Source organism: Vibrio sp. 10N.247.311.51 (genome assembly GCF_041467855.1).
GTDB classification, from domain to species: domain Bacteria; phylum Pseudomonadota; class Gammaproteobacteria; order Enterobacterales; family Vibrionaceae; genus Vibrio; species Vibrio coralliirubri.
Map to the genome: position 1 here is coordinate 136,371 of NZ_JBFSVK010000012.1, position 18,456 is coordinate 154,826.

Sequence of the window (18,456 nt, forward strand, 5' to 3'; positions counted from 1 at the left end):
AAAAAAAAAAAGCCATGTATCAATAACTCTACATGGCTTTAATGAGGGCAACTTTACGCTGCCCTATCTGCTTGTTGGTTTACACTAAATGTCGGTTTAGACTAAAACTAAGCTCTCTCGATTAAATCGAGCTTTGGTCGAAGTCGTTGCCTTGATCAGTTCCAGTTTGAGAATCTGAATCGAAGCTTCCAGAGTCGTCCGTGAAGTCAACACCTTGGTCTTGACCTCCCGCACTTGTCCAGTCGCTGCCACCAGATTCCATACCCGCCATGTCCGGTTGCTGCTCTTGCGTAGAACCTTGCATGGTGTATTGGTCATCGACTTCAACTTCAACAGAACCGCTAGCTCCGTCTATTGAGCTACCCAATTCGTCGTAACCTTGGAATTGGATCTCACTAGTACCTTCGTAACCTTCTGGTAGTTCGACAGATACAGGCTGCTCTAGGTTGCCACTGATTGTGAAGCTACCATCACCGTTATCCAGTGCATTGCTCACAGTAGCGCCCTCAGGTAGACCAGACATATCAGCGTAATCAACCGATTCGTTACCACTTACCTCATCTGGAATCGAGATAGAGATGGTATCGCCCGGTGCCGCGGTTACATCTGCTGTACTGTCTTCAGTTTCAGCATCTTGAGCTTGGTCATCAGCTTGTTGAGCCACTTCCACTTGTTGCTCTTCTGTTGCTTGAGCAGCTTGGACTTGTGGTTCATCACTTTGCACTGATTCATCGGCTACTTGGATACTTACACTGTGGCTTGATACTTCACCGCCGTCGTTAACTTCAACATTCATCGCTAAATTGCCATCGAAGTCTTCGTTCGGCCAGTAAGTCCACTCACCTTCACCTGATTCGGCAAAGAAGCCAGCATCGTTCGCGTCTGCAACATCAACAACTTGTGCAGAATCACTCACGCCCAATTCATCCACCAGCTGTGCATCCGTGATAGTTAGTGAACCATCATCAGCTAAGGCATAACCTTCGCTCGCCGCAGCTTCATCTCCGCCTTGGATATCCACATTGAAGAAGCTTTCGATGCGATTTTCGCCATCAGTCGCTATAAACCCAACTTGAACATCACCGGTGTAGTCTTCAGCAGGTGTGAATTGATAGTTACCTTGGTTATCGCTCTCAATTACGCCCTGACCTTCCATCAAGCTTACTGATTCAATGCTCAAGCTGTCGCCTTCTGCATCGCTCAGGTTCGCTAACATGTCTTCGTCAGTGAACGATAAGGTGGCATCCGCTGCGATTTCCGTCGTCGTGATGCTGTTAACTTCTGGTGCTGCATTCTCTTGTGAGTCGCCTTCTTTCACGACTACGCCAGTTTGCTCATCATGAAGCACGCCATCTTTATCAACTACGTACGCAATGTCTGCTCCGCCAGTAAAGCCTGGTGCTGGTGTGAACGTCCAAGTGCCATCGCCATTATCGACAATCTCACCTTGGCTGCGGTCGGCAAGATGAACCAGTTTCACTTCATCATCGCTGTCTGCATCCACATTCTCAGCCAAACCAATTAGGTCGTCCGCCGTTAGGATGATGGAATCACCCGCTACGGTCTCGAAATCACCCGTATCGATGCCATCATCAAACGCTTCTGGCTCATCTCCGTAATCAACGGTTGTTGCACTTACGGTTACGAAGAACTCACCATGGAAGTCTTCAGGAGGTGTCATTTGAATGTTTGAGATATCCCAGTCGAACAGGTCGATGTATTGACCCGGTTCGGTAATCATCACGGTATTCACACCATCGGTTACCTCGAATCCAACAGGGAAACCTGTCATCACCAAGTTACTTAGTGTTTCTGAGTCATCGACTAGGCCAACGTTTAGTCCCAAGTGACCCGTTTCATCTTCACCGAAGACCAATGGACCGTCATGGTCGGTGGTAATAACCGCGCCATCTGCGACAGGACGTACGAACACAGGAACATCGAGAACCGTTTCAAACTCACCGTCACTCACAACCACTTGTAGGTCAGAAACGCCCGCAAAGTCGCCTGTTGGTGTAAATGTCCAAGTTCCATCACCGTTGTCTGTTACTTCTCCGCCATCTTCACCGTCTGCGGTGATAATGCGAGAAACAACAAGGTCAGCGGTATCAATGTCACCGAACAAGTTCATCAAGTCGCCAGCATCGAAGGTGAACGCGCCATCTTCGTTTGTGGTCATCATTGCGTTGCCGACGTTGAATGGTGCGTCGTTAACCGGAATGACATCCACATTCAGCGAGCCATCAACCATTTCTTCACCGTCAGTAGCTTGATAACCGAGTTCTACTAAGCCATTGAAGTCTTGAGTAGTCACCAAGTGATACATGCCGTCTGGTTGCTGAGTTAAGGTCGCGTTCGCTGGAGCTCGAACTGTAATGCTCTCAATGCTGATTTCGTCGCCATCAAGGTCTGTAACTTGACCCGCGATGTAAGCTGGGTCAATCACCATGACCACATCTTCTTCGCCTTGCATCTCAATGGTTGGCGCTTCAGGTGCATCATTCACTGGCGTAACATCGATGTTGCCGTCGACTGAAATAGTCTCTTGACCATCACTAACGTTAAACGTCATTGGCACATCGCCATTGAAGTTTTCGTTTGGCGTAAATGACCAAGTACCATCTTCGTTGTCTAGCAACTCACCTAAGCTAGGGTCGATTTGTAGACCCGAAGCTGATAGCTCGTCTGCGGTGTTATCGATGTCGGTAGCTTGAGCTAACAACATGTCTTGTGTGATAAGAATGGTGCTATCTTCGGCTGTGGTTAGTTTCACATCCTCAGATTCAGGTCCATCGTTCACAGCCAGAACTTCGATTCCTGCCGTTGTTGTTGCAGTTGCACCGTCATCATCGGTCACGACCACATCTAGGCTGATATCACCATTAAAGTTCTCGTTTGGCGTGAAGGTCACTGACCCATTATCGTTTTGAACCAAGGTGCCGTCAGAGCCTGAGTAAGCCACGCTTTCAAGCGACACTTCACCATCAACGTCAGAACTATTAGCAATTAACTGCTCAGGGCTGATTGTGATGGTGCCATCTTCGTTCATTTGGTAAGACGTAGAACCCGCTACCAGCGCATCGTTAACATCCGTTACCGTCACACCAATATTGGCATCGACTGTCTCAGTGCCATCAGTCACTGTGAAGCCAAGATTTACATCGCCATTGAAGTTCTCGTTCGGAGCAAAGCTATAAGTGCCATCACCGTTATCCGTGAATACACCTTCTGCGCCCGTGTAAGACACATCTGTGATAGACAAGTCATCGCCGTCAATGTCTGCAGCACCTGCTAGTAGGTCTGCATCCGTGAAGATTAGCGTTCCATCTTCCTCAACGGTAAAGTTTTGGTCTTCTGCTGTTGGTAGGTCATTGACTGGGTTAACCGTTAGGTCGACGCCAGCTTGAACAGTTTCAAGGCCATCTGACACATCGAAGCTCAAATCAATGTCACCGTTGAAATCAGCATCCGGCATGATAGTAAATGAACCATCTTCGTTTGCTGTTACGGTTGCATTGTCACCCGCGGATAGGTTGCTTGCGGTCAGTGCATCACCATCAACATCGGATGCGTTAGCCAACAACTGCTCTTGAGATAGCGTAATTGAACCATCTTCATCAACCGAGTAAGCCACGTTTCCGGCCACTGGTGCGTCGTTAACTGCAATAACTTCAATACCAGCGGTGGTTTGAGCCGTTGCACCGTCGTCATCAATAACCGTCACATCAAGGTTGATGTCGCCGTTAAAGTTTTCGTTTGGTGCGAACGTTACCGAACCATCTTCATTTTGAACCAAGATACCGTCTGCACCTGAGTAGCTCACGCTATCAAGCGACACTTCACCGTCCACATCGGAGCTATTAGCAATCAACTGCTCAGGGCTCAATGTGATGGTGCCATCTTCGTTCATTTGGTAAGACGTTGCGCCTGCCACTGGTGCATCGTTAACGTCTGTTACCGTTACGTCGATATTTGCATCAACCGTCTCTGTACCGTCAGATACTGAGAAGTCCAGACTTACTTCACCGTTAAAGTTCTCGTTCGGTGCAAAGGTGTAAGTGCCATCGCCATTGTCGGTGAACACACCCTCTGCGCCAGTGTAAGACACATCGGCAACTGAAAGCTCATCACCATCAATATCAGAAGCACCCGCTAGCAGTTGCTCATCAGTAAAGGTAAGCGAACCGTCTTCTTCAATGGTGTAAGCGACATCTTCTACAACTGCGATGTCATTCACTGGATTCACAGTAAGGTCAGCCGTTGCAACAACCGTTTCAGTACCATCAGAAAGGTCGAAGCTTAGGTCAATATCGCCATTGAAATCGGCATCCGGGGTAATGGTAAATGAACCATCATCGTTCGCCGTAACGGTCGCGTTATCACCTGCGGTTAGGTTAGCAGCGGTAAGATCATCGCCGTCCACATCCGATGCTTGAGCAAGCAGTTGCTCTTGGCTTAGCGTGATTGAACCATCTTCATCCACTGAGTAAGCCAAGTCACCCGATACTGGTGCGTCGTTGACTGCGATAACATCTATTCCCGCAGTCGTTTGAGCGGTTGCACCATCTTCATCTGCAACGGTGACATCTAGGCTGACATTACCGTTGAAATTTTCATTTGGTGCGAAGCTGTAAGTACCATCACCATTGTCAGTGAAGATACCGTCTGCGCCTGAGTAGGAAACGTCGCTAACGGATACATCACCTTCAATGTCTGAGCTGTTCGCAAGAAGCTGCGCTTCAGAGATGGTAATCACGTTATCTTCGTCAACGCTGTAGGTCGTTGAACCTGCAACTGGCAAGTCATTAACAGCAATGACGTCGATACCAGCGGTTGTTTCAGCGGTTGCGCCATCTTCATCCATAACAGAGACATCAAGACTGATGTCACCGTTAAAGTTTTCGTTTGGAGCAAAGGTGTAAGTACCATCACCATTATCAGTGAATACACCATCAGTGCCGCTGTAGCTTACATCGCTGACAAACACTTCCCCTTCAACATCCGAGCTATTCGCTAGAAGTTGTGCATCGCTTAGGGTGATACTGCCGTCTTCTTCAACGCTGTAAGTTGTAGAACCCGCTACCGGTACGTCATTGATTGGAACAACTTGAACATCAATATTCGCCGACACAACATCAGTACCATCACTCACATCGTAAGTTAGGTCGACATTACCATTGAAGTTCTCGTTTGGCGCAAAGGTGTAAGTACCATCGCCATTATCCGTGAACACACCGTCTGTGCCTTCGTAGTTAACCGACTCGACAGAAAGGTCATCGCCGTCAATATCCGTTGCACCTGCCAATAGCTGTTCATCGGTAAAGGTTAGCGAGCCATCTTCATTAATGGTGTAGTCGTGATCGTAAATTACTGACAGGTCGTTAACTGCTGTTACGGTCACGTCTAGTTCCGCTGGAGTAACCCCACCGTTACCATCGTCTACGTTGTAGCTAATCGAGAATTCACCGTTGAAGTTCTCTTCCGGTGTAATGGTGTAAGTACCGTCACCATTGTCAGTGATAAGCGCGTTCTCAATGGAAACATCTCCAACACTTGGTTCGTTACCCCCCGTATCACCAGAATCATCACCTTCATCGCCAGTTAGCAACTCAGAGATATCAATGCCGTTTTCATTCGCAAGCGCTTCTTCTGCCGTTGGCAAATCGAACGCATTTTGAGTGCCGACATCTTGGCTTGGAACAATGATGCCATTCACGATATCGAATACATGCCAGTGGTCACCTGATGGGTTATCAGATAAATCCGGGCTGAAGGTTTCAACCAATGTATCGCCTACAAACACCTGAACTTGTACATCTTCAACACCATCTACATCCCAACTTCTGTTGGTGTAGTTGTGTACTGAATAGTGCATGTCAGCATCTTGGTAGTTTGGAATGGTAATGGTTTCAGGACCATGGCCATTTACATCATCCACATCTTGTTGAACAACGTTACCTTCACCAAGATCATGGCTCATGTCGCGGTAGTAAATATGGTCTAACTCATTGCCATTATCTGTATCGTATAGCCATAAGTGGTTATCCATATCTCGAGGACTTTCACCCCAAGTCACCACGATACGCATATCTGTGTCTTCAAGTACTTCAGATATAGCGGTTACGCCACCATTCACATCTTCACCCGCAGGGACAAGGAAGCTGTTAGTAATAGAGCCTTCTTGCTCAATGGTGACCGTACCTTGGTCAACGACTGAACCTGTAACAGAGTAATTTCCTGAGTCATCCGTTACTGTGGTGTAGCTATTGCCAGCACTGTCGGTCAGGGTGACTTCTGCACCAGACACTGGATTACTGGTTTCAGCATCCAACACAGTGCCAGTTACGGTTGTTTCATCACCCTGTTCTCCAATAATTGCGGTCATGTCATCGTCTTCGATGTCAGTCGCGAATTGTAGGAGCTCTTCTTGAGTAATGGTGTATGAACCATCTTCTTCAATGGTTATCGCCACATCAGCAGAAACAATTGGCGCGTCGTTAACTGGATCAACGGTCAAGCCTAAGTTAGCGGCAATTGGAGTGTCGCCATCGCTGATGCTGTAGGCAACATCGATGTAGCCATTGAAGTTTTCGCTTGGAGTGATTGAGAACGTGCCATCGCCATTATCGACAATTGTTGCATCGTCACCCACTAAGGTTAAGTCGGAAGCGACAAGATCATCGCCCTCAATATCAGCGGCATTCGCAAGTAGCTGCTCCTGCGTGATAGTGATGACATTATCTTCATCAACGTTCGCGTAAACATCAGATGTCGTTGGCAAGTCATTGACTGGGTTTACCGTCAGATCGGCGTTCGTCACAATTGACTCAGTACCGTCCGAAATATCAAAGCTTAGGTCGATATCACCATTGAAATTAGCATCCGGCGTTACCGTAAAGGTGCCATCGCCATTATCAACAACGGTTGCATTATCGCCTGCGCTTAAATTGCTTGCGGTCAGGTCATCGCCATCCACATCAGAGGCTTGAGATAGCAACTGCTCTTGAGTCAGAGTAATCGAACCATCTTCATCAATGCTGTATGCCAAGTCACCCGATACTGGTGGATCGTTAATTGGAAGAACATCAATACTTGCGCTGGTGGCTACTGTCGCACCGTCTTCATCTGTCACCACGACATCGAGGCTAACATCGCCATCGAAGTTTGCGTTCGGTGCAAAGCTGAATGTGCCGTTACCGTTTTCAGTAAAGATACCGTCAGCGCCTGTGTAAGTAACGCTATCAATCGCCACTTCGCCTTCAATATCCGAAGAGTTCGCCAACAGTTGCTCTGCACTGATGGTGATAACTTCATCTTCGTTGACTGAGTAACTGGTTGAGCCTGCGATTGGCGGATCGTTCACCTCAAGTACGGTGATTCCCGCTGTGGTCGCTTCTGTTGCCCCTTCTTCATCGGTAACAACAACCGCTAAGCTCACATCACCATTGAAGTTCTCGTTTGGCGAGAAGGTGTAAGTGCCGTCACCGTTGTCTTCGAACACACCATCACTGCCAGTGTAAGTCACGCTATCAATCGCAACCTCACCTTCAATATCTGAAGAGTTGGCTAATAGCTGTTCGTTACTGATCGTGATTGAGTTGTCTTCATGCACAGTGTAAGACGTACTACCCGTCACTGGTGGATCGTTCTCAGGCGTCACGCTCACATCAATGCTGGCTTGAACCGTATCCGTGCCATCTGACACATCAAAGCTGAAGTTCACATCACCATTGAAGTTCTCGTTTGGCGCAAAACTGTAGCTTCCGTCACCATTGTCGGTAAGCACACCATCAGCACCCGTGTATGTCACACCTTCGACTGTTAGGTCATCACCTTCAACATCCGTTGCACCCGTTAACAGGTCAGCGTCAGAGAAGTTAAGAACCCCATCTTCACCAATAGTGAATGCTTGATCTTGTGGCTCTGGCGCATCATTGACAGGTGTTACCGTCAAGTCTAGGCCAGCAGCGACCATGTCCTCTCCATCGGTGACATCGTAACTAAATTCGATATTACCGTTGAAGTTTTCACTCGGTGTAATGGTGAAACTGCCATCGTCGTTCATTTGAACGGTCGCATTTTCATCATTGGTGGTTAGATTGATTGCCGATAGGTCATCGCCATCAATGTCGACAGCGTGCTCTAGCAACTGTTCTTGAGTTAGCGTGATGCTGTTATCTTCGGCTGTAACGGCACTAATATCACCGTCAACTTCTGGAGCATCGTTCGCAGGTGAAATGTGAATCGTCACGTCTTGCGTAGCTGTTGCGGTGGTGCCCGTATCAACATCAGTCGATGTTGCATTCACAGTTAGAACCACATCACCATTGAAGTCACCTGAAGGGATAAACTCTAGCCCTTCTAGCTCACCTGGTTGCAATGACCATGTGCCATCACCGTTATCGATACCTGCAGAAAGCGAGCTGCCTTCTGGCACGTCTTCAATCAAGATAGCAAGGTTTTCTGAGCCATCGGTATCGGTTAGAGCGGCATCAATATCGAGTGGTACAGGTGTATCTTCGGTACCAATGATTTGGTATTCCGCGTCAGACACTGTGATTTCGATGTTGTCGATACCAAACGACTCGTCATTGACGCTTTGATTCAGAGTTGAACCGAAGCCAAGTTCAAGTTGGCCGTCTTCTACTGGTACCGTTAGGTTGATTTGATGTGCTTGGTCATTCCAACCACTGAAGCCCTCACCTTGCGATACGCCGTGAACCACTTCGCCGACTTCATTTCCTTCTGAATCGTAGAGCGTTGTTGTGCCATCTTGAGTACGGAACGCAGAGTTATCTAACGAGGTAAGCTCTTCGCCACCGACAAAGATTTGGAACGACTCACCATCCCAAGAGTCAATTTCGTAGAAGTTGAACGAGATATTAACTTCGCTCACATCACTTGGAATGTCGTAAGTTTTGCTGACGGCTTCATCACCGCCCGTTCCACCAATACGACCTAGCATGTCACCCGACTCGAAGCCTTGTGAGCTTTCAGTACCTGTATTCCAACCGTTTGAGCCAGACTCGAAGTTATCGGAAGCAATCACCAAATCAGACGCAATCGACAGCTCTGGCATATCAACCACAGATTGAACATCAATCGTCGCTTCTGCTGGTACTGTCGCGGTACCGTCATTCACGTCGAACGTCACATTCACATTACCGTCGAAGTTTTCATTCGGTGCGAATGTGTAAGTGCCGTCGCCGTTATCTACCAAAGTACCGCTATCTGAAGCCACATTTTCAACCGATAGGTTATCGCCATCAATGTCGCCCGCATTTTGCAGCAGTTGTTCTTCTGTGAAGGTAAAGCTGGTGTCTTCTTGAGTCACAAATTGTGGCTCACCGACTGTTGGCAAGTCATTAACTGGGTTAACCGTTAGGTCAGCCGTTGCTTGAAGCGTCGCATCACCATCGGTAATGTCGAAGTTCAAATCAATGTCGCCATTGAAGTTAGCATCTGGCGTGATAGTGAAACTACCATCATCGTTTGCAGTAACTGTCGCATCACCACCAACGGTCAGGTTAGCCGCTGTTAAGTCATCGCCATCCACGTCACTCGCTTGAGCAAGTAATTGCTCTTGGCTCAAGGTAATTGAGCCATCTTCGTCCACGCTGTACGCCAAGTCGCCCGATACCGGAGCATCGTTAACAGGCAGAACATCAATGCTTGCGTTGGTCGCTACGGTTGCGCCTTCTTCATCAGTAACGACAACATCAAGGCTTACATCGCCATCGAAGTTCGCGTTAGGTGCGAAGCTGAATGTTCCGTCACCATTGTCGGTAAAGATACCGTCTGAGCCTGTGTAGTTAACGCTATCAATCGCCACTTCACCTTCGATATCAGAAGCGTTCGCCAACAGTTGCTCTGAACTGATGGTGATAACTTCGTCCTCGTTGACTGAGTAGCTGGTTGAGCCTGCGATTGGTGGATCGTTCACCTCAAGTACAGTAATACCCGCGGTGGTCGCATCAGTTGCGCCCTCTTCATCAGTAACGACGACATCAAGGCTAACTTCGCCGTTGAAGTTTTCGTTCGGTGAGAAGGTGTAAGTACCGTCACCATTGTCTTCAAAGACACCGTCAGCGCCAGTGTAAGTCACGCTATCGACTGCCACATCACCTTCAATGTCCGAAGAGTTAGCAAGTAACTGTTCGTCACTGATGGTAATTGAGTTGTCTTCATGAACGGTGTAAGACGTGCTACCTGCAACCGGTGGATCGTTCTCTGGTGTCACGCTGACATCAATGTTGGCTTGAACCGTATCCGTGCCATCTGACACATCAAAACTGAAGTTCACATCACCATTGAAGTTTTCGTTTGGCGCAAAGCTGTAGCTTCCGTCGCCATTATCAGTAAGAACACCATCCGCACCTGTGTAAGTAACGCCTTCAACCGATAGGTCATCTCCATCAATGTCAGTCGCACCTGTCAGCAAGTCTTCGTCAGTGAAGTTCAAGATGCCGTCTTCACCGATGCTGAACGTTTGATCTTGTGGTTGTGGAAGATCATTAACTGGGTTAACGGTTAGGTCAGCCGTCGCAACCAGCGTATCTGTACCGTCGCTAATGTCGAACGTTAGGTCAATGTCACCATTGAAGTTCGCATCTGGCGTAATGGTAAAGCTGCCGTCATCGTTAGCAACAACCGTCGCGTCTCCATCAACAATCAAGTTAGAAGCAGTAAGGTCGTCGCCATCTACATCACTCGCTTGAGAAAGAAGCTGCTCCTGGCTCAAGGTAATCGAACCGTCTTCCTCAACACTGTATGCCAGGTCGCCTGATACTGGTACGTCGTTGATTGGTAATACATCAACCGTAATAAACGTATCAACTTGAGCGCCGTCTTCATCTTGAATGGTCACATCCAACTGCACTTGGCCGTTGAAGTTTTCATTCGGTGCGAAGCTACATGTACCGTCACCATTGATTGAGAAGATGCCGTCTGGACCGTCGTAGTTGATCTCAATAAGCTCAACATCACCTTCAATATCAGATGCGTTCAGCAGAACTTGAGACTCACTGAAAGTCAGTACTGAATCTTCATCGATAGTGTATGACGTTGGGCCAGCAACTGGCGGATCGTTCACTTCTAGAACCGTAATTCCCGCTGTAGTCGATACGGCTGCATCGTCTTCATCCACAACAACCACATCAAGGCTAACTTCGCCATTGAAGTTCTCGTTTGGAGAGAAGGTATATGTACCGTCGCCGTTGATTTCTAGAACACCGTCACTACCACTGTAAGTCACGCTATCAATCGCCACTTCACCTTCGATATCCGAAGAGTTCGCTAGCAATTGTTCGTTACTGATCGTAATAGAGTTGTCTTCATGAACCGTGTAAGACGTGCTACCCGCAACCGGTGGATCATTCTCTGGCGTCACGCTCACATCAATGTTGGCGCTTACCGTATCGGTACCATCTGATACATTGAACGAGAAGTTCACATCGCCATTGAAGTTTTCATTTGGTGCGAAGCTGTATGTGCCATCGCCATTATCAGTTAGGACACCGTCTGTTCCAGTGTACGTTACACCTTCAACACTTAGGTCGTCCCCTTCAATGTCCGTCGCACCTGTTAATAGGTCTTGGTCATTGAAAGTTAACACGCCATCTTCGCCGACTGTGAATGTCTGGTCTTGTGCTTCTGGACCGTCGTTCACAGGTGAAACCGTTAGCTCTAGGTTGGTAGAGACAACATCATCACCATCAGACACATCAAACGTAAAGCTTACATCACCATTGAAATCAGCATCTGGCGTTAATGTGTACGTACCATCACCGTTATCGGTAATCGTAACGCTCTCATCATCGGTTGCTAAATTCAGAGCCGTCAGCTGATCGCCATCTAAATCACGCGCATTAGCTAATAGGTCTTCTTGCGTAATGATGATTGAACCATCTTCTTCAACCGTTGCAGAAACCGGAAGTGCTTCAGGTGCGTGCTCAATGTGCGCGCCTGTCGCGTTAATGTAGATGGTTTGAGAGACCGTTTCAGAATCATCATTCGATAGCTCTGTTGCGGTTGCGGTTACATGAACTTCAAGCTGTTCGTTGAAGTCTTCAGGTAGCTGGATTTGTAGTGCATTTTCGATAGCCGTTGTTGGTAAGTTCACCGTACCATCAGGGCCAACCGTCACTTCACCGCTGTAGATTTGGCTGTTCACTTCACCGACATCGATTGTGAAGTTGAAATCTGTGTAGTCAGCATCACCGCCGCCATACAAATCTTCAAAGCCGTAAACCAGCTCGCCGTCTTCATTAACCGTCGTGCGAGTATGTTCTATACCATCTTGGTTTAGCTGAGAGCTTGAACCACCATGGAAGATCGCGTCACCATTCTGGCCTTGAATCACGGTCTCGGTTCCATCTGCCGCAACAAAGACAAGTTGAGGATCAACCGTATCCATGTTCGCAGGTGAACCATCCTCAGCACGGAACTCGTACTGACCGCCTTGCATCGCATCAAAGTCGTTGTGCTGATGTCCGTTTGGAATTAAGAACAGGTTAAAGCTTTCGCCTTCCGCAACTTGGAAGCTGAACTGTTCTTGCCCAGGAACAAGGTCACCACCACCATCGACTTGTGAGGCGTTCTCGTAGACGATTTCAACGCCCGTGATGTTGCCGTCTTCGTCAACTTTGTAGTAACCCGCTGTGTTTTCGTAACCAGCCGTCTCACCCTCAAATGTGACTGTAATTTCAGTATCGTTGTAACTGGTGATACCGTTGTCTTGGTTATTGATTACCCCTTCGTTATCGTAGGTAATCACTGAGCCTTCAGGCACACCATCAACCGTTACCGTCAATGTTTCTGATAGATCTTGGTCTACCAGCGCCGCTGCAATATTAAGCTCAACAATGCCGCCTGGCTCAACCAGAATTGCTTCATCATCAACGTTGACACCATCGCCATCCGTGATAACTAGGTCAGGTGCATCAGCTACGGCTTCAATGTGAACATTGATGTCTTGTTCAACTTCATCCGTGCCGTCTGTCACCGTAAAGCTGAACTGCAGGTCACCACTGAAGTGCTCTTCAGGAACGAAGCTGAACGTGCCATCACCGTTGTCGGTGACTGTGCCTTCATCGCCAGAGTAATTGATGCTAGTAACGCTTAGGTCGTCGCCATCAATATCAATCGCACCACTCAACAGATCTTCTTGAGTGAACAGGATGCTGCCATCCTCTTCAATGTGGTACAGGCCTGGAGCAACAACTGGAATGTCATTCACCGGATTAACGGTCAATGTCATGTCATTCGACGTGCTCAGCTCACCGTCGCTCACCTCATAAGTGAATGCAATATCACCGTTGAAGTTTTCAGAAGGTGTCACTGTGTACGTGCCATCACCGTTGTCGACAATGCTTGCGTTCGGATCATTGGTTTCAAGCGAAGAAGCAAATAGCTCATCGCCATCTTGGTCGCTCGCGTTCTCCAGTAGCATTTCTTGTGTAACGAGGATTGAACCATCTTCGTCGACATCAGCCACCATTGGCGTCGCTTCTGGCGCATCATTGACGAACTCAACTTTTAGGTCGATGTTTGCGGCAACCACATCAGTGCCATCGCTCACATCAAACGCTAAGTCAACGTTACCGAAGAAGCCCTGCTCTGGTGTTAATGTGTATGTTCCATCGCCATTGTCTGTGACTTCTACCGTGTCGCTTGCACTCGTCACATTCACAACTGACAGTTCGTCGCCTTCAATGTCTGTCGCTTGTGCTAATAGTTCAGCTTCGGTAATGGTAATCGCTTGACCGTCTTCCGTAGTGAAAGACATGTCAGGCACGTCTGGAGCATCGTTGATAGGGTTTACGGTTAGGTTGAGGTCAGCCGCAACAGTTTCGATCGCGTCAGTGACATCATAAGTAAACTCAATCTCACCAAAGAAATCTGCACTTGGTGTAATAGTGAAGCTACCGTCTGGGTTTTCTACAACAACCGCATTTGGATCGTTGGTCGCAAAGTTAACCGCTTCAAGGTTATCGCCATCTACATCGGTTGCATTCGCTAACAGATCCTCTTGAGTGATAGTGATTGAACCATCTTCATCAACAGCGGCTTCAATTGGACCACTCACCTCAGGGCCTTCATTGACAATTTCAACGTCAACTCTTGCTGTACTTGGTGCGCTTGCTTGCCCATCACTGATATCGAAAGTCAGATTCACTTCACCGTAGAAGTCTTCTGCAGGTTCGAAGGTAAAGGTATTATCACCGTTATCCGTTAACGTACCTTGCGTTTGGTCTGCAAGTAATAGGTTTTCGACATGAAGAATGTCGCCATCAACATCGGTAGCACCAGACAATAGGTCTTTCGCTTCGATGATCATGGAGCCGTTTTCAAGCATTTGGGTGTGCAATGGTTCACCCGGAACCGGCACATCATTGACTGGTACGACCGTTAGGTCTAGATGCGTTGCAACTTCATCAGTTCCATCAAACACCTTGTAGTCGATGTCGATTTCACCATTGAAGTTTTCATTCGGCATGAAGGTAAACGTACCATCGCCGTTATCAACTAGCTCACCGTTATCACCACCGTAAGTGATGTCAGAAATAGACAGCGTATCGCCTTCCACATCTGTGGTGTTCGCTAGCAAGTCATCTGCACTGAACGTGATACCTTCATCTTCATCTGTCGATAGAACAATCGGGCCAGAAACGATTGGCGCATCATTTACTGATTCGAAATTGATATTGATGATATTGCTGTCTGTCAGCTCACCATCGGTAACTTGGTAACCAAGTTCGATTTCACCATGGAAGTTTTCATCCGGTGTTACCGTCCAAGTGCCATCACCATTATCGGTGAGTGTTGCATGCTCTGAGTTTTCACCCACTAGCTCTAGATTTTCAATATCAAGGTCGTCGCCATCAATATCAGATGCTTGCGCCAGTAGTTGCTCTTCGGTAATCACAACCGAAGCAAACTGGGCAGAACCATCGGTATCGACAGTAATATTCGGAAGATCAGCCGTTAACTCGATTTCGTTGTCACCCGCATGGATATTCAACTCAACCGTTTCAGTAATCTCTGAGCCATCTACACCAATCGATGTAAACACCGCTTCATCATGACAAGTTTGTGACACTGTCATGTTTTGAACGACGTAAGTACCATTACCTTGCACGGTACCAAGCTCAAAGTAGGACACTGGTTGATCAACCGTTAGCGTGTAATCTGTCTCGAAAGTACCACGGTCTTCTTTGTGGTAAGTCATCGAGTCAATTAGGTCGCCATCCTCATTGAACGCTTTGATTTCTACTTCTGTAAAGTGACGAGACTCTTCCATGAACCAGCCACCCAAACCATCTAGGTGGAAACTGATTTCATTGATGTCTTGACCTTCAACTGAAACCGTCAGTTTCTCATCACCACTTAAGCCTTGGCGGTCAGTATCACCGATACCATGACCAATGTGGGTGTTGCCATTCCAGGCACCAAGAGGGTCATCGTTACTTTGAACAGTTACCGTTAAGTCACCATCTGAGAACTCACGCGTATAAGGGTCAACTTCTGTACCCCAATCATCCACGCTCGCGTTATCGTCAAACGTACCGATTTGTGTGGTGTGTGTACCTTCAGCAAGAGCATCTTCACTTGGAACAAAGCGCACTTCGGTATCTGCAGGAACTTCTTGTCCTACTTCCAGTACCACCCATTCGTCATTCACATTTGCTTCAATGATGCCGTTTTCTGGCGCTTGGTCTAAACGTAGTGCTGGTTCTTCACGAAGTGTCACACCAACTGTTTGGTCTTCTTGCGCTTGGATGAAGATTTCATCGCCCGCTTCTGGCGCATCGTTGACAGGGTTAACCGTCAAGTCGAGTGTCGTCAGAACTTCATTCTCACCATCACTGATGCTGTATGTGAAGTCCAACTCGCCATTGAAGTTTTCTGTGTGCGTAATAGTGAATGAACCATCGTCATTAGTAACAATTGTCGCATCTGGATCGTTGGTTTGTAGGTTAGATGCCGTTAACTCATCACCTTCAACATCGGTCGCATTAGCGAGTAACTGCTCTTGAGTAATGGTGATTGAATTATCTTCATCGACTTCAGCCTGAATGCCCGAAGTTTCAGGTCCATCATTCACAGCAATAACATCGATGCCAGCAGTTGTGGTTGCGGTTGCACCGTCTTCGTCAACGACAACAACGTCTAGTGAAATATCACCATCGAAGTTTTCATTTGGCGTAAAGGTGTAAGTACCATTGCCATTATCAACAAATGAGCCGTCATCACCGGAGTACGATACTCCAGACAGTGAAACATCGCCTTCTACATCGGAAGAGTTTGCCAATAGTTGCTCATCACTGATCGTGATTTGCCCATCTTCTTGGACTGTGTAAGATGTCGAGCCCGCTACCGGTGGATCATTCTCAGGCGTTACGCTGACATCAATAACAGCTGATGTTGAATCAGTACCGTCAGAGACATCGAATGAGAATTGAACATCACCATTGAAGTTCTCGTTTGGAGCAAAGCTATATGTGCCGTCGCCATTATCGCTAAGAACACCATCTGCACCTGTGTAGAGCACGTTTTCAATCGACAGTTCATCACCATCAATATCCGACGCACCTGCAAGCAGGTCAGCATCGGTGAAGAGTAACGTACCGTCTTCTTCAATCGTGAACTGTTGATCTTGCGCTTGTGGCAAGTCATTAACCGGATTCACGGTAATGTCTAGGCCAACTTGAACTGAACCACCATCGTTATCGATGATATCGAAGTTCAGGTCTAGGTCACCGTTGTAGTCGGCGTTAGGCGTAATGGTGTAGCTGCCATCATCATTGTGTTGGATGGTCGCATTTTCATCAGTAGATAGGTTGATAGCTTCTAAGTTGTCGCTATCGATATCATCGGCTCTTGCAAGCAATTGCTCTTGGCTTAGCGTGATGGAGCTATCTTCATTGATGGTGTAAGCCAAATCACCCGATACTGGCGCATCATTGATTGGCAATACATCAACGTTAATGTGTGTTTCAACCGTTGCGCCATCTTCATCTTGAATGGTCACACCCAGTTGAACCTGACCATTGAAGTTTTCGTTGGGTGCAAAGCTACATGTACCATCACCATTTACAGTGAAGATACCGTCAGAGCCATCGTAGTTAATGCCAACAAGTTCTACATCGCCTTCGATATCCGAAGCATTCACAAGAATCTGAGATTCACTGAACGTCAGAACAGAATCTTCGTCAATTGTGTATGACGTTGGACCCGCAACTGGTGGGTCGTTCACTTCAAGAACGGTAATACCTGCTGTGGTTTCATCAATTGCACCCTCTTCATCTGCAACAATCACATCAAGGCTAATATCACCGCTGAAGTTTTCGTTAGGAAGGAAGGTATAGCTGCCATCGCCGTTATCTTGGAACACACCATCAGTGCCACTGTAAGTCACAGTATCAACCGACACCGGACCTTCAATATCCGAAGAGTTAGCTAGCAACTGTTCATCAGAAATTGTGATGGCATTGTCTTCATTGACCATGTATGAGGTTGAACCCGCAACTGGCGGATCGTTCTCAGGTGTCACACTCACATCAATGTTAGCGCTGACCGTTTCTGTGCCATCAGACACATCGAAACTGAAGTTCACATCGCCATTGAAGTTTTCATTTGGCGCAAAGGTATAAGTACCATCACCGTGGTCGGTCAGTACGCCATCACCACCTGTATAGCTAATACCTTCAACGGTTAAGTCGTCGCCATCAATATCGGTGGCACCGGTGAGTAGGTCGGCATCTGTAAATTGAAGCGTACCGTCTTCTGCAATACTGAATTGTTGGTCTTGAGGAACCGGCAAGTCATTAACTGGGTTAACAGTAAGATCGGCGGTTGCTTGAACTGTGTCAGTACCATCAGTGATGTTGAATTGAATATCAATGTCACCATTGAAGTTCGCATCTGGAACGATGGTAAAGCTACCATCATCATTGGCGGTTACTGTTGCGTTACCATCTACCGTTAAGTCGCTCGCGGTTAGGTCTTCACCTTCAACATCAAACGCTTGAGACAACAGTTGCTCTTGGCTCAGTGTGATTGAACCGTCTTCGTTAACGTTGTAAGCCAAATCACCCGATACTGGTGCATCATTGATTGGCAGAACGTCAACATTGATGACGGTTTCAACCTCTGCACCGTCTTCATCACGAATGGTGACATCAAGCTGAACTTGGCCATTAAAGTTCTCATTCGGAGCGAAGCTACAAGTGCCATCACCATTTACTGAGAAGATGCCCTCAGGGCCATCGTAGCTAATACCAACTAGCTCAACATCCCCTTCCACATCCGAAGCGTTAAGTAGTACCTGTGATTCACTGAATGTCAGTACTGAGTCTTCATCAATCGTATACGACGTTGGACCAGCTACAGGTGGATCGTTCACTTCAAGAACATTGATACCCGCAGTCGTCGCGTCGGTCGCACCATCTTCAT

Annotated in this window: 1 protein-coding gene; it reads right to left on the bottom strand. The window is 47.4% G+C overall.

The features are described 5' to 3' along the window. Positions 1-121 precede the first annotated feature (121 nt). Positions 122-18,456, bottom strand: an 18,335-nt coding sequence (locus AB6E85_RS13180; protein WP_372142992.1) for a tandem-95 repeat protein, incomplete at its 5' end; no start/stop codon positions are given.